The following is a 25,772-nucleotide window of genomic DNA, read 5'->3' on the forward strand; positions in this document are numbered from 1 at the left end:
CCGGGCATGACGATCTCCATCAGAAATCCAGGTCCACATAGGTGCGCGACGCCGGCACGCCGGCCAGCCATTCGCTCAGCAGCGGACGGAACGAGGGGCGGGACTTCACCCGCGCGTACCACGCCTTTGCCGCGTCGTCCTCGCTCCATGGAACGTCGCCCAGATAGTCGATCGCCGACAGATGCGCCGCGGCGGCGAGATCCGCGTAGGTCAGACGGTCGCCGGCGAGGAAGTTGCGCCTCTGCGCCAGCCAGCCGATATAGGCCAGATGATAGCGCACGTTGGCCTTGGCGGCGCGCATCACGTCGGCGGAGGGCGCACCCCCGCCATTGTCCTCGCTCATGAAGCGCTTGTAGATGCGCTCGGTGACGAGCGGGTGCGAGACTTCCTCGAAGAATTTCTCGTTGAACCAGGCCATCAGCCGGCGCACCTCGACGCGCTCGGCAATCGTCTCCGGCATCAGGCGCTTGGGACCCATCTCGGCGCCATAGGCCTCGTCGAGATACTCCGCGATGATGGCCGCGCCCGGGATCGGCGGCTGTTCGTCGTCCACCAGGACGGGCGTCGTACCGGCCGCATTGAGCAGCAGAAATGCCTCGCGCCGTTCCCAGCTGCGCTCCTCGGCGAGCTTCAGCTCGAGCCCGTATTCGCCCGCGATCAGGCGGATGAAGCGCGAATGCGGGCAGAACGGATGATGAAACAGCGTGAACATGAAGCCTTTGACTATTTGATGGTGCTTAAGAATCCATCAATGATTGTGCGGCGCCACACTAGTCCTTCAAAACCGCGAGGCAAGGGCGCGATAGCGCATTTTGCGATTGCGAGCGAGGGGCGAATGGGCGAGAAGAACCCCGCTTTTCCAGCGGAAATGGACCGTAAATATGTCAGATGCAATACGGGCAGTGATCCTCGGCATCATCGAGGGTGTGACCGAGTTCCTTCCTGTCTCCTCGACCGGCCACCTGCTGCTTGCCGAGCGCTTCTTCGGCCTCGGCGAGGGCGCGTTCTGGGATTCGTTCACCGTCCTGATCCAGCTTGGTGCGATCCTTGCGATCGTCGGGCTCTATTTCAAGAAGCTGTGGGACGTTGCGATCGGCATGTTCACGGGCGATGCCTATGCGCGCCGCTTCGTGATCGGTGTGCTGGTGGCGTTCCTGCCCGCGGTGGTCGTCGGCCTCGTTGCCGGCAAATACATCAAGAGCATGTTGTTCAATCCGTGGGTCGTCTGCTTCTCGCTGATCGTCGGCGGCGCCATCCTGCTCTGGGTCGATCGGCTCGATCTCAAGCCGCGCGAGCATGACGCCACCAGGTTTCCGCTGCTGATGTATCTCTATATCGGCATCGCGCAGTGCGTCGCGATGATCCCGGGCGTGTCGCGCTCCGGCGCCAGCATCGTTGCGGCGATGTTGCTGGGCGCGGACAAGCGGGCGGCGGCGGAGTTCTCGTTCTTCCTCGCCATTCCCACCATGATCGGCGCGTTCGCCTACGACTTCTACAAGAACCGTTCCGAGATGACGATGGACCACATGGGCATCGTTGCGATCGGTTTCGTGGTGTCGTTCATCACCGCGATCATCGTGGTGAAATCGTTCCTCGAATATGTCACCCGCCACGGTTTCGTGGTGTTCGCCTGGTGGCGCGTCATCGTCGGCACCCTCGGCCTGATCGCGCTGGCGCTCGGCCGTTAACTATATCCCGTAGCCCGGATGGAGCGCTCCGTTTCACCTCTCCCCGTTTGGGAGAGGTGGAAAGCGGCGCTAACTGCCGCGAACCCACTGACAGACTTCAACCCAATATCAGCTTTTGACCGCTAGGCAGTCTCTGGAGCGGGGTGGTCCGCGGACGGAGCTGAACGATGACCCTCCTCAGCGGCTGGGGGCGCTTCCCGGCCGTCAGTAGCGAAGTGCTGCGGCCGCGCTCGTTCGCGGCGGTGGCCGAGGCCGTCATCGACGGCTCGGTGGCGAGGGGTAACGGCCGCGCCTATGGCGATGCCGCGATCGGCGCCGTCAGGACCATCGGCATGACCGGGTTTGATCGGGTCCGCTGGTTCGATCCCGCGACCGGCGGCATCCGCCTCGAAGCCGGCGTGCTGCTGTCCGATCTGATCGACACCTTCGGCCCGCGCGGCTTCTTGCCCTTCGTGGTGCCGGGCACGCGCTTCGTTTCGGTCGGCGGCGCGATCGCGGCCGACGTGCACGGCAAGAACCATCATGGCGAGGGCGGGTTCGGCCGCTATGTCGACAGCATCCTGCTGCGCACCGGGCAGGGCGAGACGATCGAAGCCTCGCGCGAGCAGAATTCCGATGCCTTCTTCGCGACCGTCGGCGGCATGGGCCTCACCGGCGTGATCCTCGAAGCCACCATGCGGCTGCGCCCGGTCGCATCAGGCTGGATCCGCGAGCGGGTGATTTCCGCGTCCGATCTCGACGCCGCGATGCGTGCGCTCGAGGCGAGCGGTTCGGCCACCTATTCGGTGGCGTGGATCGATTGCGCGGCGCGCGGCCGCGACCTCGGCCGCTCGCTGATCTATCTCGGCGAACACGCCGGCGCCGATGAGCTTGCCGAGGCCGCCGATCGCTTTCCCGTCGGCAAGAATCCAGGCCTCGCCGTGCCGATCGACCTGCCGTCGATGGCGCTCAATCGCATCAGCATCCGCGCCTTCAACGCGCTCTATTACCGCATGGGTGCACGGCGCGCCGGCGCCGACCGTGTGGTCTCGCTCTATCCATACTTCTTCCCGCTCGACAGCATCGCCGACTGGAATCGCATCTATGGCCGGCGCGGTTTTCTCCAGCATCAATGCGTGATCCCGCAAGCCGGCGCGCGCGAGGTTCTCGGCGAGATCCTCGAGCGCGTCTCGCGGCGCGGCGATGCCTCGTTTCTCGCAGTGCTCAAGAAGCTCGGCCATGGCGACGGCCTGCTGTCGTTTCCGCTGCCGGGCTACACGCTGGCGCTGGATTTTCCGGTGAGGGGCGACATCCTGAATTTCCTCGACGAGCTCGATCGCATCGTCGTCGCCGCCGGCGGCCGGCTCTATCTCGCCAAGGACGCGCGCCAGTCGCGCGCGACCTTCGAGGCCGGCTATCCCTTGTTGTCCCGTTTCAAGGCGATCCGCAAATCGCTCGATCCCAAGGGCAGCATCCGCTCCAAGCTGTCACAACGCCTGCTCGATGAGGTTTAAGCCGTGACGTCACGCATGTCAGTTCTGGTGCTCGGTGGCTCCTCCGATATCGGCCGCGCCGCAGCGCGCGCCTTTGCCAAAGCTGGATACAATGTCGGCCTTGCAGGCCGCGATGTCGCCGCGCTCGAGCCTGATGCAGCCGATCTGCGCGCGCGCTACGATGTCGAAGCGAGCACGTGGAGGTTCGACGTGCTCGACACCGCCTCCTTCGAGGGCTTCGTCGCCGGCCTTCCTGTCTTGCCCGACGTCGTCATCTCGATCGTCGGCCTGCTGGGCGTGCAGCAACACGCCGAGAGCGATCTCGCGCACGCCACGACCATCATGCGTTCGAACTACGAGGGCCCGTCGCTGATCCTCGGCCTGTTCGCGGAGAAGTTCCTGGGCCGCGGCAGCGGCACGCTTGTCGGCGTATCGTCGGTCGCCGGCGATCGCGGTCGCGCCTCGAACTATGTCTATGGCTCGGCGAAATCAGGCTTCTCCGCCTTCCTGTCGGGCCTGCGCGCCCGCGCCAGCCGCGGCGGCGTGCACGTCGTCACGGTGAAGCCGGGCTTCGTGCGCACGAAAATGACCGAGGGCATGAAGCTGATCGGCCCGCTCACCGTCGACGCGCCGGTCGTCGGCGATGCGATCCTTCGGGCGGTGGAGAAGAAGACGGATGTCGTCTATGTCAGCGGCGTCTGGCGCCTCGTGATGCTCATCATCAAGATGCTGCCGGAGGCGGTGTTCAAGAAGCTGAAGTTTTGACGTTCCCGCGACATTGAGGTGCGCTCCCTCGCCCGCTTGCGGGAGAGGGCGGGGGAGAGGGTGTCTCCGCAGAAAGACTCTCCCAGAGGAAAAAGCCCTCACCCGCCGCTTACGCGGCGACCTCTCCCGCAAGCGGGAGAGGTGAGATCAACTCACACGCCCATGCGCTGGAATTGCCCCTGCGGGCGGAAGCGCCAGAGATATTGCGGCGCGATCGCTTCCAGCGAATCAGCCGCGATGCCGAGACCTTCAAACGTCAGCCCGGCCGCCTTCGCCGCATCCGACACGACATTGTCGCGCGCGAGCAGCGTCACCTGGTCCGGCGTCAGCTTGAACGCGCCCGGGGCGAATTGCAGGAACGCGGCCTGGAGACGGGCAAGCCCGAACGACAGCGGCACCAGCGCGCGCTTGCGGTCGGTGATAGCGAGAATCGCCTCGATGATCTCGCGCATGGTCAGCACCTCCGGCCCGCCGAGCTCATAGGTCGCGCCGGCCTTGGCCTTGCCGTCGACGGCGTCCGCGATCGCGGTCGCGACGTCGCCGACATAGACCGGCTGCATTTTGGTCTCGCCGCCGATCAGCGGCAGCACCGGCGACATCCGCGCCAGCGCCGCGAAGCGGTTGGTGAACTGGTCCTCGGGCCCGAAGATCACCGAGGGGCGGAAGATCGTGGCCGACGGTACCGCGGCCAGCGCGGCCGCCTCGCCGGCCGCCTTCGCCTTGGCATAGTGCGAGGCTGATTCGGCGTCGGCGCCGATCGCAGAGACATGGATCAGGCGCGCGCCTGCGGCGGCCGCCGCCTTTGCGACGGCCTCGGCGCCCTTGGCCTGGACGGAGTCGAAGGTCTGCGCGCCGCCCTCGGTGAGGATGCCGACCAGGTTGATCACGACGTCCGAATCACGCACCGCCGCCTCGACCGAGGCTGGGTAGCGCAGATTGGCCTGGACGGCGTGGACCTGCCCGACCTTGCCCGAGGGCTGCAGGTATCCGGCGAGCTCCGGCCGCCGCACCGCGGCCCGGATACGGTAGTCCCGCCGGCACAGCGCGCGGACGACGTTCCGGCCCAAAAACCCCGATCCGCCGAAAACCGTGACGAGAGTTTCCGAATTCGATGCCATGGGAGCGATCCTGGGTCGGTTCCTGCGGGAAGAGTACGTGTTATCAGGCTTCTACCGGGCCGGTGTGCAATGCGCAATCGGCATCCAGAACCATGAATTGACAACGGCGTCACCGAACCGTAGTAACCGCCTCCGTGCCCCAAACGGCATGCCCAGGTGGTGGAATTGGTAGACGCGCTGGCTTCAGGTGCCAGTGGCTTAACGGCCGTGAAGGTTCGAGTCCTTTCCTGGGCACCATTTTAGGTTGGTGTGGCCGTTGTTCGGCGGACGCCTCCCTCGAAGAAAACCTAGTCCTCCGGAAATAGCAGCGTCTCGTAGTCTCGCGCGCCGTGGAGGATATGAATCACTTCTATCGTATCGTGGCCGATCCGATAGAAGATCAAATAGCTGCCGAATGGACGTCTGCGAATGCCCTTGTGCTCGTAGCGCGGCACCAGCGGATAGCCCCGCGGCGCGTCGGCGAGGGATTCACACTTTTCCCGTAATGCGCGGATGAGCGCGAGAGCGCTTCGCGGGCTTTGCTCGGCGACGTAAGATGTCCTCGAGGTCGGCTTCTGCCTCCGCGGTGAGGACGATCACGTGCGGTCGGCCTTGCTGGCCAACCTCGCTTCCAGCCGGGCAAAAACCTCGGAACTCGCTTTGACCCGGCCCGCATCGGCATCATCGAGCCCGCGAGCGATCGCCGCGTCCAGCACGGCCAGCCGCGCTTCGCGCTCCTGAATCAGTCGCACGCCCTCGCGCAAAACCTCGCTTTTGGAGTGGTATCGCCCCGAGGCGACTAGCTTTGTTACAAAGTTTTCAAGGGCTTCGCCCAAGTCCGCACTTACCGCCATGCAACCTTCTCCCCTCGGTCGAGCATCCAATAACCATTATTGGATGCTCTCTCCATCAAGTGGAATTGGCGTCGGCCCCGCCCATCGTACTCCTCACACCACGCTCCTCCCCGCCCGCGCCGCCACTCCCTTCTGCACGAAATACATCGCGACCAGCGTGATGATCGTCGTGGTCACGACGACATAGCCGATCCGCTCGAAATGCATCAGCGAGCCATCCGCCTGTTGCGAGATGATCGCGGCCGCGAGCACCGAGCCGAGGCCGCCGGAGAGCTGCTGCAGCGAGGCGCTGACCGCGCTGAAGGAGCCGCGCTGGCTCTGATCGGGGATCGCCGAGATCAGCGCCTGCGACGGGATCATGCGCGAGAAGATGCCGACAAACATCAGCACGTTGACGGTGATCGCGGTGGCCAGCGAGACGTGGCCGAGATGGGTGTAGATCAGCACCATGATGATGGTCATCACGCAACCGAACACGAAGGTCGGATATTTGCCGAAGGTGTCGCTGGCGCGGCCGACCAGCGGTCCGGTGACGATGCTGAACAGGCCGGAGACCAGATAGATCGTCGGCAGGTGCGCGATGTCGATACCGACATTGTTGACGGTGAAGGCGCTGGAGTATGGCATGATCATGTAGCCGCCGGTCGCCAGCAGGGTCGTGACTGCGAAGGCCAGCGTGTAGCGCGGTTCGAACACGGTCGCGACCAGATGATGGAACGGGTTCCTGTCCTGCTTCAGTTTGAGATGCGCGTCGACCGGCGCCATCGCGAAGGCGATGACGGCGATCGCCAGGATCGACAGCCCGACGATCGCAAGGAAGCAGACATGCCAGTCCCAGCGACTGGCGAGAAACAGACCGGCGGGAACGCCGAGCACCTGGCTTGCGGCAAACGCGGTCTGGACGAATCCCATCACGCGCCCGCGCAAATGCAGCGGAAACAAATCGGTGACGATCGCGAGCACGATCGAGCCGATCACGCCGCCGAACAATCCGGTCACGATTCGGCCAACGAGCAGCAAGTGATAATTCTGCGCGACGGCGCAGAGCAGCGTGCCGAGCGTGAAGCCGGCATAGAAGAACAGCAGCAACCGTTTGCGGTCGAACCGATCGGCAAAGCCGGCGGCAAGAATGCCCGACAATCCGGCGCTGAACGCATAGGCCGACACCGCGACGCCGAATTGCCCCGCCGTGATGTTGAGCGAGGGCATCATGATGGCGCCGAGCGGCGACATGATGATGAAGTCGAGAATGATCGTGAACTGTGCGAAGGCGAGCAGCGCCACCAGGAGTGACTGGTAGCGCGAAAATCCGCGCTGGCGTTCCTGCGGATCGTCGATCGGCGCGGCGAGCGTCTGGTCTGTCATGGCACCTGGGGCGTTGTGAGAAGCGTCTCAGATGGGGTGGACGCGGCCGAATACCACCGGCGCGGGCCTCTGGTTCCGCTGGTATATCCACCGCGCGCCGGATTGTGGGATCCTTGCAACAGCTGCCGTTCTGCTGACGAATTAAGCCGCCCTTAGCCAATGCCACCTAGGCTCGCGGCCGTCCATTTTCCCGCTTCCCCCGGCCTCCCAGCGCCTCTCAGCTCTTGGGCCGGCCGTGTCGCGGTCAGTCAGAGCGTTTTTCGGATGGAGCAGCCCGTCTGGCAGGTCGAACGGAGTGAGGCCGCGCCGCAGGCAGCGGCGGCGCCCGCCCGTGCCCTCGTGGTCGATCTGGAAGGCGCGCTGCTGCGCTCGGAGCTGCTGATGGAGGCGCTGTTCTCGGCGCCCGCCCGCATGCTGGCCCGCTTCGGCGCGGGTGGGCGCGCAGGCATGGCGGCCCTCACGGACATCCTGGCGCGCGCCGAGCTCGACTATGCCCACCTTCCTTACGATGCCGGCGTGCTGAACCGGGCGCTGGCGGCGCGGGCGCACGGCGCCAAGATCTTTCTGGTCGCCGGCCGCTTCCATGATCATGCCGCCGGCATCGCGGCGCATCTCGGCTTTGACGGCGTCGTGACGCCGGCCGATCTCGCTGCCGGCGACAGGTTGCCGTTCGATCGCGACGCGATCGATCGCATCGAGGCGCGCAGCGAAAAGGGGGTGAGCCTCGCGACATGGGCGAAGGCGCTGCGGATCTATCAATACGCCAAGAACACGCTGGTGTTCGTCCCCGTTCTCACCGCGCATCAGGTCAATATCGCCACCCTCGGCTCTGCGCTGCTGGCCTTCCTGGCGTTCTCGGCCTGTGCGTCGGGTGCCTACCTGATGAACGATCTGCTGGATCTTGCCGCCGATCGCCAGCATCCGACCAAGCGCCACCGCGCGCTGGCCGCGGGTGATCTGAAGATCTCCTCGGCGCTGTCGGCAATCCCTGCGCTGTGGCTGTTCGCATTCGCCGCCAGCCTCTGCATATCTGTCACGTTCCTCGGCGTGCTCGCCGCCTATCTCGCCACCACCATCGCCTATTCGCTGGTGCTCAAGCGCAAGATGCTGGTCGACGTCGTCACGCTCGCCGGCCTCTACTGCCTGCGCATCGTCGCCGGTGCCGTCGCCGCCGGCGTGGTGCTGTCGGAATGGCTGATGGTGTTCTCGCTGTTCGTGTTCACGTCGCTGGCGCTGATCAAGCGCTTCAGCGAGCTCAGCATGCGCGAGGGCGCAGGGCTCGCCGATCCCTCCAACCGCGACTACCGCATCAGCGATCTCAACATCATCGCCGCGATGGCGGCCGCGAGCGCCATGAATGCGGTGACGGTGTTTGCGCTCTACGTCTCGTCCTCCGCGGTGACGCCGCTCTACAGCCGGCCCTGGATGCTCTGGCTGCTCGCGCCGCTGCTGCTCTATTGGTTTGGCCGGGCCCTGATGATCGCGCATCGCCGCGAGATGCCCGATGATCCCATCATCTACGCCTTCCGCGACAGCGCCAGCCGCACCACCGTGGCGGCCATGGTCTGCATCATGCTGGCGGCGATCTGACCGGGACATCCGCGCTTGCACGGGCCGTCCGCAGTGGATACATCGCGGGCGATCCGATTGACTTATGATGACGACGCGATCGATTCGACCAAAGGGTTTGAAACGCCATGACCGTACGCCTGCATCGCGGTGACCTGCCTGACCTCTCCCGCTATACCGGCGCGGTGGCGATCGACACCGAGACCATGGGTCTCAACCCGCACCGCGACCGGCTCTGCGTGGTCCAGCTCTCGCCCGGCGATGGCAGCGCCGACGTGGTGCAGATCCCCAAGGGTCACACCGACGCGCCGAACCTGAAGGCGTTGCTGGCCGATCCTGCCATCACCAAGATCTTCCATTTCGCCCGGTTCGACGTCGCGGTGCTGTACCAGACCTTCGGCGTGATGACCGGGCCGATCTACTGCACCAAGATCGCCTCCCGCCTGACCCGCACCTATACCGACCGCCATGGCCTGAAAGACCTCGTGCGCGAGGTGCTCAATGTCGACCTCTCCAAGCAGCAGCAATCCAGCGACTGGGGTTCCGACAGCCTGACCGAGCCGCAGCTCGCCTACGCCGCCTCCGATGTGCTGCACCTGCACGGCTTACGCGAGCGGCTGGACGCCATGCTGGTCCGGGAGGGCCGCACGGCGCTCGCCAAGGCCTGTTTCGACTTCCTGCCGACCCGCGCCCTGCTCGACCTGCAGGGCTGGGCGGAAGAGGACATTTTCGCGCATTCCTGAGCCCTCAAGAGGCGGCCAGGGTCGGGCGCGCCCCGTTTCGGACACTTTCCTGCGGCCAGTCGCGGGCTGCATATTCCTGAGGTCGCGGGTACAATGGGGCTTCTCGATTGGAGCCCTCGACTGACCAGGCAAGCGATGCCCCAGGAGCAGCGGTGAATTCGGCCCAGTTTCCCACCTACGACGCCGCGCTAGCGGCGAAGTTTGCCAGCGCGGCGCGCCACAGCCGCCTGGTGCGGATTCTGCGCATCGGAGTGCCAGCGACGGTCGTCGTGGCCATGGCGGTGATCATCTACATCGCGTTCTTCAACAAATACCGGATTCCAAATCTGCCTGTCTCGGTCGAGAACGTCGCGGTGAGCGGCACCAAGATCACGATGGAGTCGCCGCATTTGTCCGGCTTCACGCCGGATCAGCGGCCCTATGAGCTCTGGGCCAAGACCGCGACGCAGGACATCACCGACCCCGACCACGTCGATCTCGCCGATCTGCGCGCCAAGGTGCTGATGGAAGACCAGTCGACGATATTCCTCGATGCCCGCAACGGCCGCTTCGACAACAAGCAGCAGCAGCTCGATCTGCACAAGGACATCTTCCTGCGCACCTCGACCGGCTACGAGGCGCGGCTGAACTCGGCCTTCGTCGACATGAACAAGGGCACCGTCTCCTCGGACGAGCGTGTCGACGTCAAATTGACCAACGGTACATTGACCGCGGACAAGTTGCGCATCACGGAAGGCGGTGACGTCATTCGTTTCGAAGGCAATGTGGTGATGCATCTGGACAAGCTCGGCACGGATGACGCGGCGCCCGCGCCGGTCGAGCCCGCACCGCCGCCGGCGAAGTCGAAGAAATCTGCAAACTCAAAGTGATTGTCATGGCCCAGTTTTTTTTGCGCAATGTCGCCAGGCGTCGCGTCCTCGTCGCGGCGGCAGCGCTGGCCGGCGTCGCGCTGATCGCGGCCGATGCGGCCGTCGCGCAGAGCGCGATGCAAGGCGTGCCCAACGCGATGCAGGGCTTTTCGCAGAACCGCGATCAGCCGATCCAGATCGAGGCCGCCTCGCTCGAGATGCGCGACAAGAAGAAGGAGGCGACCTTTGCCGGTGATGCGAAGAGCAATGTGAAGGTCGTGCAGGGCGACACCACCATGACCTCGAAGACGCTGGTGGTGTTCTACGAATCCAGTGGCGACAAGCAGGCCGCGCCGCAGGCTGCGCCCGCCAAGGGACAAAAAGGAGCGCCGATACAGTCGGCGACACCGGGGCCCGGCGGCGCCTCATCGATCAAGCGGCTGGAAGCGCGCGGCAATGTCGTCGTCACCCAGAAGGACCAGGTGGTGACGGGCGAGACCGCGGTGTTCGACACCAAGACCAACCTCATCACCATGCTCGGCGGACCCGGGGGACAGGTGGTCCTGACCCAGTGCCAGAACGTGCTGCGCGGCGACCGCCTCATGGTCGACATGACCACCGGCGTCTCCCGGGTGGAATCCGATAGCGGCAAGGGCGTGCAGGGTCTGTTCATCCAGTCCCAGGGCGGCGCAAACGGCAAATGCGGAACGCCCGTCGCTCCGGGCGCGGGCTCGCCTCTGCAATTGCCCGGTTCGACCAAACAAAAGTAAATTTGGGGAAGTGCGCTGAACGGCTCGGTCGCACTCATCGCACACTGGTTGTGCTGCCGCGGGCCGCGAGGTCATTCACTGCGGCAGATATTGTGGTTCATCTGGAGCCGCGGCTCAGCCCGCCCTGCCGTCAGCAATCGGCCAATTCGAACTGTTGTCATCATCGGGTCCGTCATGAGCAACCAATACAGAGGCAGCGGCATCATCAGCGCCACCGCGCTAGCGCTTGGTATGTTGCTGGCATCCGGTGAATGCCATGCGCAGGGTTCAGCCAACGTGCCCAATAACGCAATGCAGGGATTTTCGCAGAATCGCGATCAGCCGATCAAGATTGAGGCTGACCTACTCGAGGTGCGTCAGAAGAAGAAGGAGGCGACCTTCTCCGGTGGTGTGAAGGTCATCCAGGGCGACACCGCCATGACTTCGCAGACATTGGCGGTTTTCTATGAGTCCGGCGGCGATAAGTCGCCGCCGCCTGGGGCCAAAGGAGCGAAGGTCTCTTCGATGCAGTCAGTGACGCCGGGCCCGGGCGGCAGCTCCTCGATCAGGCGGCTGGAGGCTCGGGGGCATGTCGTGGTCACTCAGAAGGATCAGGTGGTGACGGGCGAGACCGCGGTGTTTGACACCAAAGCCAACCTCATCACCATGTTGGGCGGCGGCTCAGGTTATGTGGTTTTGACACAGTGCAAGAACGTGATGCGCGGCGATCGACTGAAGGTCGACATGACCACTGGTGTGTCGCGTGTGGAATCCGATACCGGTCGTGTGCAGGTGCTCTTGCCACAGGGTGCCGGCCATGATTGCGGATCTGGCAGTCCGGCCATGCCCGAAGCGGTCGCGCCTCCCCAAATGTCCGGCGGCCGCAAAAGTAAATTACAGAAGTGAATTCAATGGCTTGATCTTGCTCTCGCCGATCCGAGGTTGAAGCTTGCGGGGTGAGACTGTATCTAGCGCGCAGGGCTTTCGGAGCGGGGTCCGCCGCTTTTCGGGCGTGTTTCACTGGGCATGAGACATCCCTTCATTCATGCTGTGCCGGCGAATCGAGAGGCCGGCACTGCAGACCGCGCGAGCGCCGCGCAAAGCTAGAAGGCGGGGATGGTCGATCTTTTCAGCATGTTCCGACGGCGCCCCGCCAAGCGCGGCCGGCCAGGATTTGCCCGTCAGGACATCACCGCGCTCGGCGACAGCGTCGGCGGCCTGGTGGCGAGCCCGGTGCGGGACGCGCCGCCGATTGCCCGTGACCAGCCGATGCAGACCTCGGACCCCTATGGGCTCGAGGCGCCACCGCGGGCACGGCCAGCCGCGGCACAGCCTCCCAAAGCCAGGCCCGCTGCAAAGCCCAACGGTACGGGCGGACCGCAGCTGTTGCGGCGGCCGGGCTTCCTGGCTGTGCATAGCGTGGAAAAAAGTTTTGGCAGCCGCCAGGTCGTGCGCGGCGTCAGCATCTATGTGCGGCGCGGCGAAGCCGTCGGCCTGCTCGGTCCGAACGGCGCCGGCAAGACCACCGTGTTCTACATGATAACAGGCCTGATCAAGGCCGATCGCGGCGCGATCGAGCTGGACGGCCACGATGTCACGAAGCTGCCGATGTATCAGCGCGCGCGGCTCGGCATCGGCTATCTGCCGCAGGAAGCCTCGATCTTCCGCGGCCTCACCGTCGAGCAGAACATCCGCGCCGTGCTCGAAGTGGTGGAACCCTCGCGCAAGAAGCGCGAGCAGCAACTCGACTCGCTGCTCGACGAATTCAACATCACGCGGCTGCGGAAATCGCCGTCGATCGCGCTGTCGGGTGGCGAACGCCGCCGCGTCGAGATCGCGCGCGCGCTGGCGACGCGTCCGAACTACATGCTGCTCGACGAGCCCTTCGCCGGCATCGATCCGATCGCGGTGGGCGACATTCAGGATCTCGTCCGCCACCTCACCAACCGCGGCATCGGCGTCTTGATCACGGACCACAATGTCCGCGAGACGCTCGGCCTGACTGACCGTGCTTACATCGTCTACGCGGGTGAAATCTTGACAGAGGGGAGCCCGGACGAGATCGTCGCGGATCCGGATGTCCGCAGGCTTTACCTTGGCGAGGAATTCCGCCTCTAGCCCTTTTTTCCAATTCGTCAAGGCGTGTACATCGGGCCAGGACTAAGATAAGCAAGAATCGGACCAATTTTCGGGAACGGTTCTTGTTAGATGGCGCTTTCGCAGAGATTAGAGTTCCGGCAATCGCAGTCGCTGGTCATGACGCCGCAGTTGATGCAGGCGATCAAGCTGCTGCAATTGTCCAATCTCGATCTCACGACCTTCGTGGAGGAGGAACTCGAGCGCAATCCGCTGCTGGAGCGGGCCAGTGACGAGGCCCCCGGCGGCGAGGCCCCGGCCGAGGCCGGTCAGTTCAGCGGCCATGATGGCGAAGATTCAGGCAGTCTGGGCGACGCCCAAGGCGACTCTGACGGCTTTGGCAGCGGGAACGCCTTCGAGCCCGGCCAGGAAGAATGGATGAGCAAGGATCTCGGCACCCGCGCCGAGATCGAGCAGACCCTGGACACGGGCCTGGACAACGTCTTCTCCGAGGAGCCCGCCGAGGCGGCCGCGCGCAACGCCCAGGATGCGGCGCCGACCACCTACACCGAATGGGGCGGCGGCGCCTCCGGTGACGAGGACTACAATCTCGAAGCCTTCGTCGCCGCGGAGACCACGCTCGGCGATCACCTCGCCGAACAGCTCTCGGTCGCCTTCACCGGCGCGGCGCAGCGCATGATCGGGAAGTACCTGATCGACCTCGTCGACGAAGCCGGCTACCTGCCGCCCGATCTCGGCCAGGCCGCCGAGCGGCTGGGCGCAACGCAAAAGGACGTCGAGGACGTTCTCGCCGTGCTGCAGAAATTCGATCCGCCCGGCGTCTGCGCGCGCAGTTTGAGCGAATGCCTCGCGATCCAGCTCCGCGAGCTCGATCGCTACGATCCCGCGATGCAGGCCCTCGTCGAGCATCTCGATCTCCTCGCCAAGCGCGACATCGCCGCGCTGCGCAAGCTCTGCGGCGTCGACGACGAGGACATCGCCGACATGATCGGCGAGATCAGGCGGCTCAATCCCAAGCCCGGCATGAAGTTCGGCTCGGCGCGGCTGCAGACCATGGTGCCCGACGTCTATGTCCGCCCGGGTCCGGATGGCGGCTGGCATGTCGAGCTCAACAGCGACACCTTGCCGCGCGTGCTGGTGAACCAGACCTATTATTCCGAGCTGTCGAAGAAGATCGGCAAGGACGGCGACAAATCCTATTTCACCGACGCGTTGCAGAACGCCACCTGGCTGGTGCGCGCGCTCGACCAGCGCGCCCGCACCATCCTGAAGGTCGCAACCGAGATCGTGCGGCAGCAGGACGGCTTCTTCACCCATGGCGTCGCGCATTTGAGGCCGCTGAATCTGAAGGCCGTCGCCGATGCCATCCAGATGCATGAATCCACGGTGTCGCGCGTCACCGCCAACAAATACATGGCGACAAATCGCGGCACATTCGAGTTGAAATATTTCTTCACCGCGTCGATCGCGTCCGCCGACGGCGGCGAGGCGCATTCAGCCGAAGCGGTGCGTCACCACATCAAGCAGCTGATCGATTCGGAAGCGCCCTCCGCGATCCTGTCGGATGATACCATCGTGGAACGCTTGCGCGCCTCGGGCATTGACATTGCCCGCCGCACGGTCGCGAAGTACCGCGAAGCCATGCGCATTCCGTCCTCGGTGCAACGCCGTCGCGACAAGCAGAGCGCTCTTGGTAACGTCCTCTCCACCGCAATGCCCGATCGCTCCCGCAACACCGAACCGGCGTGATTGCGCTGGCGCGAAATCGCGCTACTCTCATCCCCCCTTTGCGATCGATCCAAGCTAGGCCGATTGAACCAAGCGAGGCATCACATGACTCTTCGGATATCGGGCAAGAGCGTTAGCGTCGGTGAGGCCCTTCGCGGCCGCGTGACCGACCGGACCGAAGAGGTCCTTCGTAAATATTTCGACGGCAATTATTCCGGCCACATCACGCTGAGCAAGGACGGCCTTGGCTTCCGCACCGACTGTGCGCTGCACCTTGATTCCGGAATCACGCTGGAAGCCGATTCGAACGCGCAGGACGCCTATGCCAGCGCCGACCAGGCGCTGATCATGATCGAGAAGCGGCTCAAGCGCTACAAGAGCCGGCTCAAGGACCGCTCGGCCCGCAAGGCTCATGTCGCCTCCGCGGCGCTGGCCGCGATGGATGCCACGTCTTACGTTCTCGAGGCCCCCGGCGAGGGGGACGAGGAGGAGGAGGTCACCGGCTACAGCCCCGTGATCATTGCCGAGGCGACGACGTCGCTGAAGCAGATGTCGGTCAGCGAGGCCGTCATGGAACTGGACCTCAGCGGGGCACCCTGCCTGGTATTCCAGCATGGCTCCTCGGGCCGGGTGAACATCATCTACCGCCGGGCCGACGGCAATGTCGGCTGGATCGACCCGCCGGGCGCCAAAACGGGTGGTTAGGCCGATGTCAGGGCGATTCCCGTATCAACCGCAGCTCTTAACAATGACCGTGGCAAAGCCGCACGCGGGAGTTGGCACCGGGATTGCGTTGGAGTAGAAGCGCCCCACATCAGGACCGGGGCTAAGTGCCCTTTCTGCCTGACCTTCTTGACGCCGGCCGGGCTCGCTTCTAGCGAGACGGCCAATTCGGAACCTGACGGTTTAATTCACCTCGGAACCACTTCCATGCCGATTACCGATCTGGTCGCACCCGAGGCGATTCTCCCGGCATTGAAGGTCAACAGCAAGAAGCAGGCGCTCCAGGAGCTCGCAGCCAAGGCCGCCGAGCTGACCGGCCAGAACGAACGCGCGGTGTTCGAGGTGCTGCTCCAGCGCGAGAAGCTCGGCACCACCGCGGTCGGCTACGGCGTCGCCATTCCCCACGGCAAGCTGCCCAAGCTGGAGAAGATTTTCGGCCTGTTCGCCCGGCTCGATCGCCCGATCGATTTCGAGGCGATGGATGCCCAGCCGGTCGATCTCGTCTTCCTGCTGCTCGCCCCCGAGGGCGCCGGCGCCGATCATCTGAAGGCGCTCGCCCGCATCGCCCGCCTGCTGCGCGACCAGGACATCGCCAAGAAGCTCCGCGCCTCGCGCGATGCCCAGGCGATCTATTCGGTGCTGGCCCTGCCGCCGGCGACCGCGGCGTAGTCGGCAACAATTCGCCGTCGTGCGCGAGGTCTCCGCCGCGTGCGCGGCCAGCTAATCCAAAAGCCGCTCCAGCACGTCGCGCACCAGCCCTTGCAGAAGATCGAGCTTGTAGGCCGTCATCGGCAATGGCTTTGCGCCTGAGCTCGCCGCTTTCGCCGCTTCTGCGATCGATGCCGCGTCAGCAATCTTGCCATGAAGCGCGACTTCCGCGGCGGTGAGGCGAAGCGGCACGGGCGCGACGCCGCCGGCGGCGAGACGCACGAGCTGGAATTTGCCGTCGGCGATCACGACGCGGGCGCAGAGCTCCGCCAGCGGCCATTCCGCGTGGGTCCGGCTGATCGCGCGCTTGTAGGACGCGCGCTCGCCTTGAAGCGGAGCGGGAAGCGCAATGCTCTTGATCATCTCGCCCGCCGCAAGTGTGTGGTCGGCGTGCGCGACCGAGTCATCGCCGAGCAGGTCGGCAATGGTCAATCCGCTGCGCTGGTCCGTGGTGATGGTCGCATCATAGGCGAGCAAGGCAGCCGCCATGGTCGAGGGATGCGGCGCGACGCAAGGCCCGAGATCGAAGGCAACGCCGTAGAGATGATTGCCAGACCGGGCAGGGCAGGTGCTGCCGCCTTTCTTCAGGCAATCGATGTCCGCCTTGCGGAAATACCAGCAGCGCGATCGCTGCGCGAGATTGCCGCCGAGCGTTGCAACCTGGCGCACCTGTGGCGTGGCGAGGCCTTGCGCGCTCGCCGCAATGCCGGGATAGGCAGCGGCGATGCGCGTGTCCGTCGCGATCGTGGCGATGGTGGTCAGCGCGCCGATCCGGGCTGCTCCGTCGGCGTCCCAGGTGATCGCCTTGTCGATCGCCTTGTCTCCGGAGGCCGAGATATCGATCAGCATTCCCTGCGACACGCCGCTGCGGCGGCGTTCGCTGATGTCGGTGCCTCCGGCGCGGAATTCGGGCGTGGGCTTGGCAGTCGTGACGGCGACGCTCATGCTGCATCCCTCCCTTTGAGAGCGGCCAATAGTCGATCGGGCCGGAACGGAATTTCGATCAGTCTCACGCCGATTGCATCGCGGATGGCGTTGGCGATCGCGGGCGAGGTCGGCACGGTGGCGACTTCGCCGATGCCGACGCTGCCGCCCGGCACATGCTCGAAACCGGCCTCGTCGAAATGCACGTCCAGTTTCGGCATGTCGGCGATCCCCGGAATGCGGTAATCCTCCATGTTGCCGCTCAGGATGTGCCCGCTCGAAGGATCGATCTCCCGCGTCTCATAGAGTGCGTAGCCGATGCCCTGGATCACCGCGCCTGCGGCCTGGCTTCGCGCCAGCACCGGCGCGGCGAGCTTGCCGATCGCCAGGCCCGTATAGGCATTGAGCACGCGCACATGGCCGAGCCAGGTATCGACCTCGACTTCCATCACCTGCACCGAGCTCGGCACGCCGGCGCCGACCACCATGTGGTTCATCAGACGCAGCACCCAACCGAACACCCGGCCCATCAGGCCCGCCTCGTGCAGCGCGGGCCTGACGCCGGGCGGCGGCCTGCCGTCCTCCGGGCGCTTCGCCGATACGGTGATATCAGGAGAAGCCGCGATCATCTCGCGCCACGGCGCGTTCGAGCCAGGCGCAGGCGTGCGAGACGCGGTGCGCCTGATTTCCGCCTTCAGCTTGTCGATGGCGAGCAGGGTCGGCGGCACCACCGAGGCGGTGACGCGGCTGCCGCCGGAGCCCGGTCCGGGCGGCAGGTCGGAGCGGCCGATGCGAACGTCCACATCCTGCGGCTCGAGATCGAACGCCTTGGCGACGGTGTTCGCGATCACGCTGCGCGTGCCCGTGCCGATATCCTGGACCGCGCAGCTTGCGACGATGCGGCCGCCCTTGACCGCGAGCTCGACCGACGAGCCGGTCTGCCAGAGATAGAGCCAGTAGCCGGTGGCGACCCCGACGCCGCGCCGGTAGCGGCCTTCTTGCGAGCCGGCCGGCTTGCGGTTCTTCCAGACGTCGAGGCCGGCGGCCCAATCGTACAATCGCTGTCGGTTGGGATCGGGATCCCAGCGCTTGCGCAGCTGGATCGGATCGACCTTCATGCGCAGCGCCGCCTCGTCGACCGCCTGCTCCAGCGCAAACGACATCGGCGGACCGCCGGGGCCGCGGAACGGCGCGCCCGGCGGCAGATTGCTGAGCACGTCGAAGTCGACGAGCTCTTTGGCTTCGGCCGGATAGATCAATCGCGCCAGGCCGGCGATCAGCGAGTTCACGGCGGCGCCGGTGTCGGCATGCGCGGTCAGCGACAGCGCCTTGAGGCGGCCGTCCGTCGAAGGCAGCAAGGACATCTTCAGCTCGGCGGCCGGACGATAGCCGGTGACGGAAAGCTCCTCTTCACGATCGAAGGCGACCCGCACCGGCGCCTTGGCGGCGCGCGCAAGCTCGATCGCGGCGATGGTCTCCAGGCCAAGGCTGCCCTTGGAGCCGAACCCGCCGCCGACATGATCGGCGATCACGCGGACCTTGTCGTGCGCAAGGCCATAACGCTTGGCGATCTTCTCCATGCTCTCGTGAATGGCCTGGGTCGAGATGTGCAGGGTGAGCTGATCGCCATCGAATTTGGCCACGGCGGCATGTGGTTCCAGGCTTGCGTGCTGTTGCGTCGAGACGCGGAAGGTTTCTTCAACCAGCAGGGGATCGCGTTTCCGGCGCGCCTCCTCCAGCCAGCCTTTGGCCTGCTTCGCCTTCTGCGAGAACGGCGCCGAAGGCCCCCGCACATTGCCGTTCCAAGACACGGGAGCGCCGCCGGCGCCCTCGGACACGTTTCCGGCACGCTTGCGGTCCTTCTTGTCGAACACGACAGGCGCATCGTCGCGCCGCGCCGCATCGAGCCCGATCACCGCGGGTAAGGGTTCGGGCTTGAAGGTGATCGCCGCAATTGCCTTCAGTGCGGTGCGGCGATCCCTGGCCGCGACGGCTGCGATCGGCGCGCCGACGAAGCGGATGATGTTGTCGTCGTCGAGCAGCGGAACGACCGCGGCGACACCGGGAATAGTGCGCGCCGGCGCCAGATCGAGCCCGGTGATCCTCGCATGCGCGACGTGCGCGCGCAGGATGACGCCTTCGAGCTGGCCGTCATGGCGGATGTCGACGGTGTAGCGCGCCAGTCCCGTCACCTTGTCGCGGGCTTCCAGCCGCGGCGCGATCGGATCGTTGCCGTCGAAGCGGCCCGAACAAGCCTCCGCCACCGCGCGAAAAATGCCTTCATAGGCGCCGCAGCGGCAGAGATGCCCCGACAGCGCGGCGGCGATGTCGTCGCGCGAGGGTGTCGCCGTGCCCCTGGTCGCACGCCAGCCGTCATGAAAGGCGGCGGCTTCGACGACGAAGCCGGGCGTGCAGAAGCCGCATTGCAGGGCGTCGTGCGCCATGAACGCCTTCTGCACCGGATGCAATCCGGCAGCTCCTATGCCCTCGATGGTCGTCAGCGACTTGCCGGCGGCCGCCTGCGCAGGCAACAGGCAGCTCACGACGGGCACACCGTGGAGCAGCACGGTGCAGGCGCCGCAGACGCCGGAGCCGCAGACGAGCTTGGTGCCGGTGAGGCCACCGTCGCGGATCACGTCGATCAGGAGCGCATCCGGATCGTCGGGGAGCGCCAGAGGTTTTCCATTGACGGTCGTGACGGTCATTTTCGAACTCCCGTTTTGCGTGGGGATTTCTTCGCAGCAGGCGCCATCGCGCCGGCGATCAGCATGCGCAGCATGGTCTTGAGCTGTTTCAGGAACGCGTCGACCGGCTGCATGGACGGGAAAGCGGATTTGGTGCCGTGGACCGCCATCTCGACGCAGCGCGCGAGCTCGCGCACGCTGACGCCGCTTGCGAGGTTAAGTTTTCGCTTGCGGCAGACCCGCGCGATCGTGGTCGCGATCTCCTCGGCGAAGCGGTTCGAATAACTCTGATAGAGGTCGCGCGCCTGCGCGAGGTGCTCGGAAAACAGCTCCTCGGTATGCGGCGAGTCCTTGAGCGAGGCCAGCAACGCCTGCATCCGCGCGCCGATCTCGGCGACCAGGATGTCGGCAAGCTCGAGGCCCGCTTCTTCCGCCGCCTTCGCCGCCGCGATTTCGGCAGCGAGCCCCTGCTCGTAGAGCCGCTCGATCACGGCGCGAAACAGCGCCTCCTTGGAGGCGAAGTGATGATAGAGCGCCTGCCGCGTCAGCCCGGCTTCTTCGGCCGCCTGCTCGATCGAGGAGCGGCGGAAGCCGTGGCGCCGGAACACGCGCATGGCGGCGTCGAGGATCCGGTCCTGCGGAGGGGCCTTGGCCTGCATTTTGTCAGATTTGACAGTTACGGATGAAATGTCAAATCACGGATTCATGACGGTCTCGTGCGCGCATGAGCCGGGGCCGCCGCGCCATCGGCGGCGTGGAGCGGCACTGCCGCCAGCGACCGCTGCGCAAAGCGACCGTTTCCGCCAAAGCGTGATGTGTTTTGGCTGAATCGATGCGAGCCGCGAACTCGGTTCACCTCTCCCGCAGGGAGAGGTCGGATCGCATCGAAGATGCGATCCGGGTGAGGGGTTTCGGTCTCACTGGGTGCCGCGGCCCCTCACCCGGATTGCTCAGGCGCGCAATTGCGCGCCATAGCAATCCGACCTCTCCCCGTCGGGGAGAGGTGACCCCGGACGCCGATCCAACCTGACTCCATCGCGCATTAGAGTTTAGAGATTGCCTCGAGTGACACGGGTCGTCGCACGAGCGTTTCGCCGCCGCGACGGTAGAATTTGTTCGTCCATGGATCAAACACCGGTACGCGAGCTTCGACGAATTCGTCGATGTCGCGTGTAACCACAACCAGATCCTGCAGGGCGGCGATGGCTGCGATGAACAAGTCTGGCTGTCCGAACGTGTGGCGACGCTTGCGGCCTTCAAAGATCATGGTTTTCCATCGCACGATCACATCTTCTGTGATGGCAAGAACTCGACCCGCGAAGAGCGGCCGGAGCATATTGTCGAGCCACGATTGAAGGTCTGCGCGCCTGGCGGCATCGGACAGCTGTTCGATGCCATAGACGATCTCCGCGAATGTAACCTCGGTGACATAGAGATCGTCGCCGCTTTGGCCCGCGACAAAATTCGCAACGTCAGGATTCGGCTTGGGCCGGCGCAGTTCTGAAACCACTTTGGTATCGAGCAGCCAACCTCTCAAAGCTCGACATCCCGAACCTTGGATTTGACTGTTAGCCGCTCAAATTCCACGTCGCCCAACGGGGATCTGGCAAGGACCGTCACGATGTCGCGGCCGGTCACGGGCCGCTGTAGGCGGTCGAACTCGTCCGCCGAGATGATAACAGCGGCGTCTTTCCCGTGCAGCGTAACGCGCTGCGGTCCGTTACGCTGGGCCTCTCTGACAATCTGGCTCAGATGCGTCTTCGCATCCTGAAGACTCCATCGTTTGGATTGGGAGCCCTTATTCGAAGAGGGACGCTTTGCGGTCATGTCTACCTTCTGGTCGGATCAACCAGAATTTAGAGTATCCGAATTCGCTGACAAAAGCAAAACGGGCACGCCTTCCTTCGAAGGCATGCCCGTTCAAAAATCTATTCGCGCGAAAGTACGCGCTCAGTGCACGCTCACCGCTTGCAGCTCGTTGCTCCAGGCATTCGCCACCGCGGCTTCGCGGCTGTCGGTCAGCATGATCGGCGTGCCGTCGGCCGAGTGGAGCGCGAACAGCTTGAGGCCGGGCGCAATCTTCGGGGCTTCGGGGAACAGGCCGGGCACATCCTCGGAGCGGATCTGCTTCACATAGGCGATGTGGCCTTCGCCGAGGTTCGCCAGCGAGGCGTTCCTGGCTTCGTGTTCGAATACAACGTGACCTTCACTCATGGTCTCGACTCCTCTCTCGAAACTAAGCGGTCGAGTCCGCTACTCGTTCCATTATTCGTGCTCATTGATAGCGATTGTCTTAACGATCCTCTCCGGTTCCGGCCGGGCAAGATCGATCGACAACAGCCCGTTCTTCAGATCCGCACCCAGCACCAGCATCCCCTCCGCCAGCACGAAGGTGCGCTGGAAGTGGCGCGCGGCGATGCCGCGATGGATGTATTGCCGGGTCTTATCGTCCTGCTGCCGCCCGCGAATCACGAGCTGGTTTTCCTCAATGGTTACATCGAGTTGGTCGCGGGTGAATCCGGCGACCGCCAGCGTGATGCGCAAGCGCTCGGGCTGGTTGTCCGCGCCGCCGCACCGCTCGATATTGTAGGGCGGGTAACCGTCGGCGCCTTTGACGACGCGATCGAGCACGCGCTCGATTTCGTCGAAGCCCAGAAGGAACGGACTGGAAAGCGTGGGAACACGAGACATAGTTTACAAAGTCCTCTCGAAGCGACTTTGGCATTTCAGGGCCCGGAATGGCGCCCCTTGGTCAGCAATATGGTCATATCCTCGTGACGGTTCAAGGACGTAGCAGGGGGGGCCTGGGGATTCGCGGTCACCCGCCGATGGCGAATCCGGGGGCGCGATTTATCCTAACGAAAACAGTGCCCCTTCCTACTGTGCATGGGGTTGTTTTCGCGTCTTTGGCCGGAACCCGTCACGCTTCGAGCCGCGTCCGCCCGTCGCTGCTGAACAAATGCAGCTTGTTGCGGACCGCGGCGACGCGGATTTTTGCGCCAATGGCAGGCGCCTCGGTTCCGGGAATGCGAACGATGACCTCGCCTGGCGGCAGCTCACCTGGCGTGGCCGCGATGCGCTGCGCGTCCTGGGCGCGCGAGCCGTACACGAAGGTTTCGGCGCCCACGCGCTCGACCGCCTCCACCGTCAGTGAGAGCGCAACGCCGCCCGATGGCGTCTGGTCGGTCATGACGAAATCCTCCGGGCGGATGCCGAGGATGCCGGCTTGGCTTGCGGCGCCGCCGAGCTGCGATTTGATCTCGTCCGGGTGCGTCGACATCAGATTCATCGGCGGCGCACCGATGAAGGAGGCGACGAAGGTCGTCGCCGGCTTCTCGTAGATCGCCAGGGGGTTGCCGACCTGCTCGACCTGGCCGCCGTTCATCACCACGAGGATGTCGGCGAGCGTCATCGCCTCGAGCTGGTCGTGGGTGACGTAGATCGAGGTGACGTTGAGCCGGCGCTGCAATTTGCGGATTTCGACGCGCATCGAGATGCGCAGCTTTGCGTCGAGATTCGACAGCGGCTCGTCGAACAGGAACACCTTTGGCTGGCGCACGATGGCGCGGCCCATGGCGACGCGCTGGCGCTGGCCGCCGGAGAGCTGGCGCGGCTTGCGCTCCAGCATCGAGGTCAGCTCGAGCACGCGCGCGGCTTCCTCGACGCGGGTCTTGATCTCGGCTTCCGGCATGCGGCGATTGCGCAGGCCGTAGGCCATGTTGTTGAACACGCTCATGTGCGGATAGAGCGCGTAGTTCTGGAACACCATCGCGATGTCGCGATCGGCGGGCTCGACCTGGTTGACGACCTTGCCGCCGATGTCGATCTCGCCGCCGGTGACGGTCTCGAGCCCTGCGACCATGCGGAGCAGCGTCGACTTGCCGCAGCCGGAGGGGCCGACCAGCACGCAGAACTGACCGTCGCCGACATCGACGTTGACGCCTTTGATTGCCTCGAAGCCGCCAGTGTAGGTCTTGCGGACGTTGCGCAGGGTGACGTTAGCCATGTCTCTCTACTTCTCCGTCTCGACCAGGCCGCGCACGAACAGTTTCTGCATGGCGACGACGACGAACACCGGCGGCAGCATGGCCAGCACCGCGGTCGCCATCACGACCGGCCATTCGGTCAGCGCGTCGGTGGTGGTGATCATCTTGCGGATGCCGACCTGGATGGTCTGCATGTCGTCGCGCGTGGTGATCAGGAGCGGCCAGAGATATTGATTCCAGCCGAGGATGAAGAGGATCACGAACAGCGCCGCCATGTTGGTGCGCGACAGCGGCAGCAGCGTGTCCCAGAAGAAGCGCAAGGGGCCTGCGCCGTCGATCCGCGAGGCTTCCAGCAGCTCGTCCGGCACGGTCATGAAGAACTGCCGGAACAGCAGCGTCGCGGTGGCCGATGCGATCAGCGGCAGCGCCAGGCCCGCATAGCTGTCCAACATGTGCAGGTCGGCGACGATCTTGTAGGTCGGATAGATGCGCACCTCGACCGGCAGCATCAGGGTGATGAAGATGATCCAGAAGATCGGCATCCGGAACGGAAAGCGGAAATACACGATGGCGTAGGCCGAGATGATCGAGATCGCGATCTTGCCGACCGCGATCAGCAGCGCCATGATCAGCGAGTTCAGCATCATGTTGCCGACCGGCTCGCGGGTCGAGCCGCTCGTGCCGACGAAGATGGTCTGGTAGTAGACCTCGAAGAAATGCCCGCCCGGCAGCAGCGACATCTGCCCGTTGGCGATCAGCGCGTTGTCCTGGGTCGAGGCGACGATCGCGATGTAGACCGGGAACGCGACGATCGCGATCCCGATCCAGAGAATGATGTGGGCGACGTAGCGCCTGAAGCCCTCCTGCTCGACCATCAGTAGGTCACCTTGCGTTCGACGAAGCGGAATTGGATTCCCGTGAGCACGATGACGAGGATCATCAGGATCACCGATTGCGCAGCGGAGCTGCCGAGATTTCCGCCAAGCAGGCCGTCGGTATAGACCTTGTAGACCAGCGTCACCGTCGACGTGCCGGGGCCGCCACGGGTCATGGTGTCGATGATGCCGAACGTGTCGAAGAAGGCGTAGACGATGTTGACGACCAGCAGGAAGAAGATGGTCGGCGACAGCAGCGGGAAGGTCACGGTCCAGAACCGCCGCATCGGGCGCGCGCCGTCGATCGCGGCGGCTTCGAACACGCTCTTCGGAATCGCCTGCAGGCCGGCGAGGAAGAACAGGAAATTGTAGGAGATCTGCTTCCAGGCGGCGGCGAGGATGATCAGCGTCGCGGCCTGGTTGCTGTCGAGCAGCGGATTCCAGTCGATGCCGGCGGCGCGCAAGTATCGCGCCAGTACGCCGAGCGAGGGATGCAGCATGAAGATCCAGAGCACGCCGACCACGGGCGGCGCGACGGCGTAGGGCCAGATCAAAAGCGTGCGGTAGAGCATCGAGCCGCGCAGAGGCTTGTCCGCCATCACGGCGAGCAGCAGTGCAAAGGACAGCGAAGAGACGGCGATCGCGAACGAGAAGAAGAAGGTCCGAACGATCGATTCGAAATAAGCGGGGTCCTTGAACAGCTCGATGTAATTATCGAACCAGACGAAATTCGACGAAAGGCCGAAAGCGTCCTGCAGCAGAAACGACTGGATCACCGCCTGCAAGGCCGGCCAATAGAAGAAAATCAGAACGACGGCCAGCTGCGGAGCAACCAGCAAGTACGGCAACAGCTTTGACTGGAAAATGGCTTGCTTTTGCATGTGGGGGTGGCGCCGG

At 64.6% G+C, this 25,772-nt stretch carries 26 protein-coding genes, 1 tRNA gene and 1 pseudogene; 13 read left to right on the forward strand and 15 right to left on the reverse strand.

Features of this window, described 5'->3' with window-relative positions; translation table 11 throughout:
• Window positions 1-19: 19 nt before the first annotated feature.
• Window positions 20-712, reverse strand: a complete 693-nt coding sequence (locus JQ621_RS15575; RefSeq protein WP_212235594.1) for a glutathione S-transferase family protein — start codon at window positions 710-712, stop codon at window positions 20-22.
• 169 nt (window positions 713-881) lie between these two features.
• On the opposite strand from JQ621_RS15575, the gene JQ621_RS15580 reads away from it, so the two are divergent.
• The 3 genes from JQ621_RS15580 to JQ621_RS15590 all read left to right on the forward strand — a co-directional run bounded on the left by JQ621_RS15580 (window position 882) and on the right by JQ621_RS15590 (window position 3,925).
• Window positions 882-1,688 carry an undecaprenyl-diphosphate phosphatase gene (locus JQ621_RS15580; RefSeq protein ID WP_212235595.1) on the forward strand — a complete coding sequence of 269 codons (807 nt, stop codon included), beginning with the start codon at window positions 882-884 and terminating at the stop codon, window positions 1,686-1,688.
• A 167-nt stretch (window positions 1,689-1,855) separates the two neighbouring features.
• Window positions 1,856-3,181 carry an FAD-binding oxidoreductase gene (locus JQ621_RS15585; protein WP_212235596.1) on the forward strand — a complete coding sequence of 442 codons (1,326 nt, stop codon included), beginning with the start codon at window positions 1,856-1,858 and terminating at the stop codon, window positions 3,179-3,181.
• Between the two features lie 3 nt (window positions 3,182-3,184).
• Window positions 3,185-3,925 carry an SDR family oxidoreductase gene (locus tag JQ621_RS15590; protein ID WP_212235597.1) on the forward strand — a complete coding sequence of 247 codons (741 nt, stop codon included), beginning with the start codon at window positions 3,185-3,187 and terminating at the stop codon, window positions 3,923-3,925.
• A gap of 152 nt (window positions 3,926-4,077) precedes the next feature.
• Here the strand turns inward: JQ621_RS15590 and JQ621_RS15595 are convergent, their stop codons facing one another.
• Complete coding sequence (locus JQ621_RS15595) at window positions 4,078-5,043, reverse strand: complex I NDUFA9 subunit family protein (RefSeq protein WP_212235598.1); 966 nt, start codon at window positions 5,041-5,043, stop codon at window positions 4,078-4,080.
• A 150-nt stretch (window positions 5,044-5,193) separates the two neighbouring features.
• Here JQ621_RS15595 and JQ621_RS15600 point away from each other — a divergent pair.
• A tRNA-Leu gene (locus tag JQ621_RS15600) sits at window positions 5,194-5,280 on the forward strand.
• A gap of 50 nt (window positions 5,281-5,330) precedes the next feature.
• Here JQ621_RS15600 and JQ621_RS15605 read toward each other — a convergent pair.
• From JQ621_RS15605 to JQ621_RS15615, 3 genes and pseudogenes are all read right to left on the reverse strand, one after another.
• Window positions 5,331-5,622, reverse strand: a pseudogene (locus tag JQ621_RS15605) (type II toxin-antitoxin system RelE/ParE family toxin).
• Window positions 5,619-5,876, reverse strand: coding sequence for a type II toxin-antitoxin system ParD family antitoxin (locus JQ621_RS15610; protein ID WP_212235599.1), 258 nt, complete (start codon window positions 5,874-5,876; stop codon window positions 5,619-5,621). The pseudogene JQ621_RS15605 and the gene JQ621_RS15610 overlap by 4 nt, the downstream one beginning before the upstream one ends.
• Before the next feature lie 93 nt (window positions 5,877-5,969).
• On the reverse strand, window positions 5,970-7,241 hold the full coding sequence (locus JQ621_RS15615) for an MFS transporter (protein ID WP_212235600.1): 1,272 nt from the start codon (window positions 7,239-7,241) through the stop codon (window positions 5,970-5,972).
• Between the two features lie 264 nt (window positions 7,242-7,505).
• On the opposite strand from JQ621_RS15615, the gene JQ621_RS15620 reads away from it, so the two are divergent.
• The 9 genes from JQ621_RS15620 to ptsN all read left to right on the forward strand — a co-directional run bounded on the left by JQ621_RS15620 (window position 7,506) and on the right by ptsN (window position 16,367).
• Entirely contained in the window at window positions 7,506-8,831 is a 1,326-nt protein-coding gene (locus JQ621_RS15620) for a UbiA family prenyltransferase (protein ID WP_212235601.1), read from the forward strand.
• Between the two features lie 107 nt (window positions 8,832-8,938).
• Window positions 8,939-9,553: a ribonuclease D gene (locus JQ621_RS15625; RefSeq protein ID WP_212235602.1), complete on the forward strand. Its 615-nt coding sequence runs from the start codon at window positions 8,939-8,941 to the stop codon at window positions 9,551-9,553.
• A 152-nt stretch (window positions 9,554-9,705) separates the two neighbouring features.
• A complete protein-coding gene (gene lptC, locus JQ621_RS15630; RefSeq protein ID WP_212235603.1) occupies window positions 9,706-10,422 on the forward strand; it encodes an LPS export ABC transporter periplasmic protein LptC in 717 nt (238 codons plus the stop codon).
• 5 nt (window positions 10,423-10,427) lie between these two features.
• Entirely contained in the window at window positions 10,428-11,171 is a 744-nt protein-coding gene (locus tag JQ621_RS15635) for an LptA/OstA family protein (protein WP_212235604.1), read from the forward strand.
• A gap of 174 nt (window positions 11,172-11,345) precedes the next feature.
• A complete protein-coding gene (locus JQ621_RS15640; RefSeq protein WP_212235605.1) occupies window positions 11,346-12,056 on the forward strand; it encodes an LptA/OstA family protein in 711 nt (236 codons plus the stop codon).
• A 210-nt stretch (window positions 12,057-12,266) separates the two neighbouring features.
• A complete protein-coding gene (lptB, locus tag JQ621_RS15645; protein ID WP_212235606.1) occupies window positions 12,267-13,268 on the forward strand; it encodes an LPS export ABC transporter ATP-binding protein in 1,002 nt (333 codons plus the stop codon).
• A gap of 90 nt (window positions 13,269-13,358) precedes the next feature.
• Window positions 13,359-14,996 carry an RNA polymerase factor sigma-54 gene (gene rpoN / locus JQ621_RS15650; RefSeq protein ID WP_212235607.1) on the forward strand — a complete coding sequence of 546 codons (1,638 nt, stop codon included), beginning with the start codon at window positions 13,359-13,361 and terminating at the stop codon, window positions 14,994-14,996.
• An 84-nt stretch (window positions 14,997-15,080) separates the two neighbouring features.
• Window positions 15,081-15,680, forward strand: coding sequence for a ribosome hibernation-promoting factor, HPF/YfiA family (gene hpf, locus JQ621_RS15655; RefSeq protein WP_212235608.1), 600 nt, complete (start codon window positions 15,081-15,083; stop codon window positions 15,678-15,680).
• A 225-nt stretch (window positions 15,681-15,905) separates the two neighbouring features.
• Window positions 15,906-16,367 carry a PTS IIA-like nitrogen regulatory protein PtsN gene (ptsN, locus tag JQ621_RS15660; protein ID WP_212235609.1) on the forward strand — a complete coding sequence of 154 codons (462 nt, stop codon included), beginning with the start codon at window positions 15,906-15,908 and terminating at the stop codon, window positions 16,365-16,367.
• Window positions 16,368-16,418: 51 nt separating this feature from the next.
• Here ptsN and JQ621_RS15665 read toward each other — a convergent pair whose 3' ends face one another.
• From JQ621_RS15665 to ugpA, 10 genes are all read right to left on the reverse strand, one after another.
• On the reverse strand, window positions 16,419-17,351 hold the full coding sequence (locus JQ621_RS15665) for an FAD binding domain-containing protein (protein ID WP_212235610.1): 933 nt from the start codon (window positions 17,349-17,351) through the stop codon (window positions 16,419-16,421).
• Window positions 17,348-20,035: a molybdopterin-dependent oxidoreductase gene (locus JQ621_RS15670; RefSeq protein ID WP_212235611.1), complete on the reverse strand. Its 2,688-nt coding sequence runs from the start codon at window positions 20,033-20,035 to the stop codon at window positions 17,348-17,350. The genes JQ621_RS15665 and JQ621_RS15670 overlap by 4 nt, the downstream gene beginning before the upstream one ends.
• Entirely contained in the window at window positions 20,032-20,673 is a 642-nt protein-coding gene (locus JQ621_RS15675; protein WP_212235612.1) for a TetR/AcrR family transcriptional regulator, read from the reverse strand. Before JQ621_RS15675 ends, JQ621_RS15670 begins: the two co-directional genes overlap by 4 nt.
• Window positions 20,674-21,056: 383 nt before the next feature.
• A complete protein-coding gene (locus tag JQ621_RS15680) occupies window positions 21,057-21,551 on the reverse strand; it encodes a type II toxin-antitoxin system VapC family toxin (protein WP_212235613.1) in 495 nt (164 codons plus the stop codon).
• The gene (locus JQ621_RS15685) at window positions 21,548-21,841 is read right to left on the reverse strand and encodes a type II toxin-antitoxin system Phd/YefM family antitoxin (RefSeq protein ID WP_212235614.1); all 294 of its coding nucleotides are present in this window, start codon (window positions 21,839-21,841) and stop codon (window positions 21,548-21,550) included. The genes JQ621_RS15680 and JQ621_RS15685 overlap by 4 nt, the downstream gene beginning before the upstream one ends.
• Window positions 21,842-21,964: 123 nt before the next feature.
• Complete coding sequence (locus tag JQ621_RS15690) at window positions 21,965-22,228, reverse strand: BQ00720 family protein (protein ID WP_212235615.1); 264 nt, start codon at window positions 22,226-22,228, stop codon at window positions 21,965-21,967.
• Between the two features lie 51 nt (window positions 22,229-22,279).
• On the reverse strand, window positions 22,280-22,705 hold the full coding sequence (locus tag JQ621_RS15695; RefSeq protein ID WP_212235616.1) for an Hsp20 family protein: 426 nt from the start codon (window positions 22,703-22,705) through the stop codon (window positions 22,280-22,282).
• A 229-nt stretch (window positions 22,706-22,934) separates the two neighbouring features.
• On the reverse strand, window positions 22,935-24,020 hold the full coding sequence (locus JQ621_RS15700; RefSeq protein ID WP_212235617.1) for a sn-glycerol-3-phosphate import ATP-binding protein UgpC: 1,086 nt from the start codon (window positions 24,018-24,020) through the stop codon (window positions 22,935-22,937).
• Window positions 24,021-24,026: 6 nt separating this feature from the next.
• A complete protein-coding gene (gene ugpE / locus JQ621_RS15705) occupies window positions 24,027-24,875 on the reverse strand; it encodes a sn-glycerol-3-phosphate ABC transporter permease UgpE (protein ID WP_212235618.1) in 849 nt (282 codons plus the stop codon).
• Window positions 24,875-25,756: a sn-glycerol-3-phosphate ABC transporter permease UgpA gene (gene ugpA, locus JQ621_RS15710; protein WP_212235619.1), complete on the reverse strand. Its 882-nt coding sequence runs from the start codon at window positions 25,754-25,756 to the stop codon at window positions 24,875-24,877. The genes ugpE and ugpA overlap by 1 nt, the downstream gene beginning before the upstream one ends.
• Between the last annotated feature and the right edge of the window lie 16 nt (window positions 25,757-25,772).

This window comes from Bradyrhizobium manausense (assembly GCF_018129685.1).
Classification (GTDB): Bacteria; Pseudomonadota; Alphaproteobacteria; order Rhizobiales; family Xanthobacteraceae; genus Bradyrhizobium; species Bradyrhizobium manausense_D.

Coding starts and splice junctions, on each gene's coding strand:
- JQ621_RS15575 (WP_212235594.1), bottom strand. CDS start 712: ATGTTCACGCTGTTTCATCATCCGTTCTGCCCGCATTCGCGCTTCATC.
- JQ621_RS15580 (WP_212235595.1), top strand. CDS start 882: ATGTCAGATGCAATACGGGCAGTGATCCTCGGCATCATCGAGGGTGTG.
- JQ621_RS15585 (WP_212235596.1), top strand. CDS start 1,856: ATGACCCTCCTCAGCGGCTGGGGGCGCTTCCCGGCCGTCAGTAGCGAA.
- JQ621_RS15595 (WP_212235598.1), bottom strand. CDS start 5,043: ATGGCATCGAATTCGGAAACTCTCGTCACGGTTTTCGGCGGATCGGGG.
- JQ621_RS15610 (WP_212235599.1), bottom strand. CDS start 5,876: ATGGCGGTAAGTGCGGACTTGGGCGAAGCCCTTGAAAACTTTGTAACA.
- JQ621_RS15615 (WP_212235600.1), bottom strand. CDS start 7,241: ATGACAGACCAGACGCTCGCCGCGCCGATCGACGATCCGCAGGAACGC.
- JQ621_RS15620 (WP_212235601.1), top strand. CDS start 7,506: ATGGAGCAGCCCGTCTGGCAGGTCGAACGGAGTGAGGCCGCGCCGCAG.
- JQ621_RS15625 (WP_212235602.1), top strand. CDS start 8,939: ATGACCGTACGCCTGCATCGCGGTGACCTGCCTGACCTCTCCCGCTAT.
- JQ621_RS15635 (WP_212235604.1), top strand. CDS start 10,428: ATGGCCCAGTTTTTTTTGCGCAATGTCGCCAGGCGTCGCGTCCTCGTC.
- JQ621_RS15640 (WP_212235605.1), top strand. CDS start 11,346: ATGAGCAACCAATACAGAGGCAGCGGCATCATCAGCGCCACCGCGCTA.
- lptB (WP_212235606.1), top strand. CDS start 12,267: ATGGTCGATCTTTTCAGCATGTTCCGACGGCGCCCCGCCAAGCGCGGC.
- rpoN (WP_212235607.1), top strand. CDS start 13,359: ATGGCGCTTTCGCAGAGATTAGAGTTCCGGCAATCGCAGTCGCTGGTC.
- hpf (WP_212235608.1), top strand. CDS start 15,081: ATGACTCTTCGGATATCGGGCAAGAGCGTTAGCGTCGGTGAGGCCCTT.
- ptsN (WP_212235609.1), top strand. CDS start 15,906: ATGCCGATTACCGATCTGGTCGCACCCGAGGCGATTCTCCCGGCATTG.
- JQ621_RS15665 (WP_212235610.1), bottom strand. CDS start 17,351: ATGAGCGTCGCCGTCACGACTGCCAAGCCCACGCCCGAATTCCGCGCC.
- JQ621_RS15670 (WP_212235611.1), bottom strand. CDS start 20,035: ATGACCGTCACGACCGTCAATGGAAAACCTCTGGCGCTCCCCGACGAT.
- JQ621_RS15675 (WP_212235612.1), bottom strand. CDS start 20,673: ATGCAGGCCAAGGCCCCTCCGCAGGACCGGATCCTCGACGCCGCCATG.
- JQ621_RS15685 (WP_212235614.1), bottom strand. CDS start 21,841: ATGACCGCAAAGCGTCCCTCTTCGAATAAGGGCTCCCAATCCAAACGA.
- JQ621_RS15690 (WP_212235615.1), bottom strand. CDS start 22,228: ATGAGTGAAGGTCACGTTGTATTCGAACACGAAGCCAGGAACGCCTCG.
- JQ621_RS15695 (WP_212235616.1), bottom strand. CDS start 22,705: ATGTCTCGTGTTCCCACGCTTTCCAGTCCGTTCCTTCTGGGCTTCGAC.
- JQ621_RS15700 (WP_212235617.1), bottom strand. CDS start 24,020: ATGGCTAACGTCACCCTGCGCAACGTCCGCAAGACCTACACTGGCGGC.
- ugpE (WP_212235618.1), bottom strand. CDS start 24,875: ATGGTCGAGCAGGAGGGCTTCAGGCGCTACGTCGCCCACATCATTCTC.
- ugpA (WP_212235619.1), bottom strand. CDS start 25,756: ATGCAAAAGCAAGCCATTTTCCAGTCAAAGCTGTTGCCGTACTTGCTG.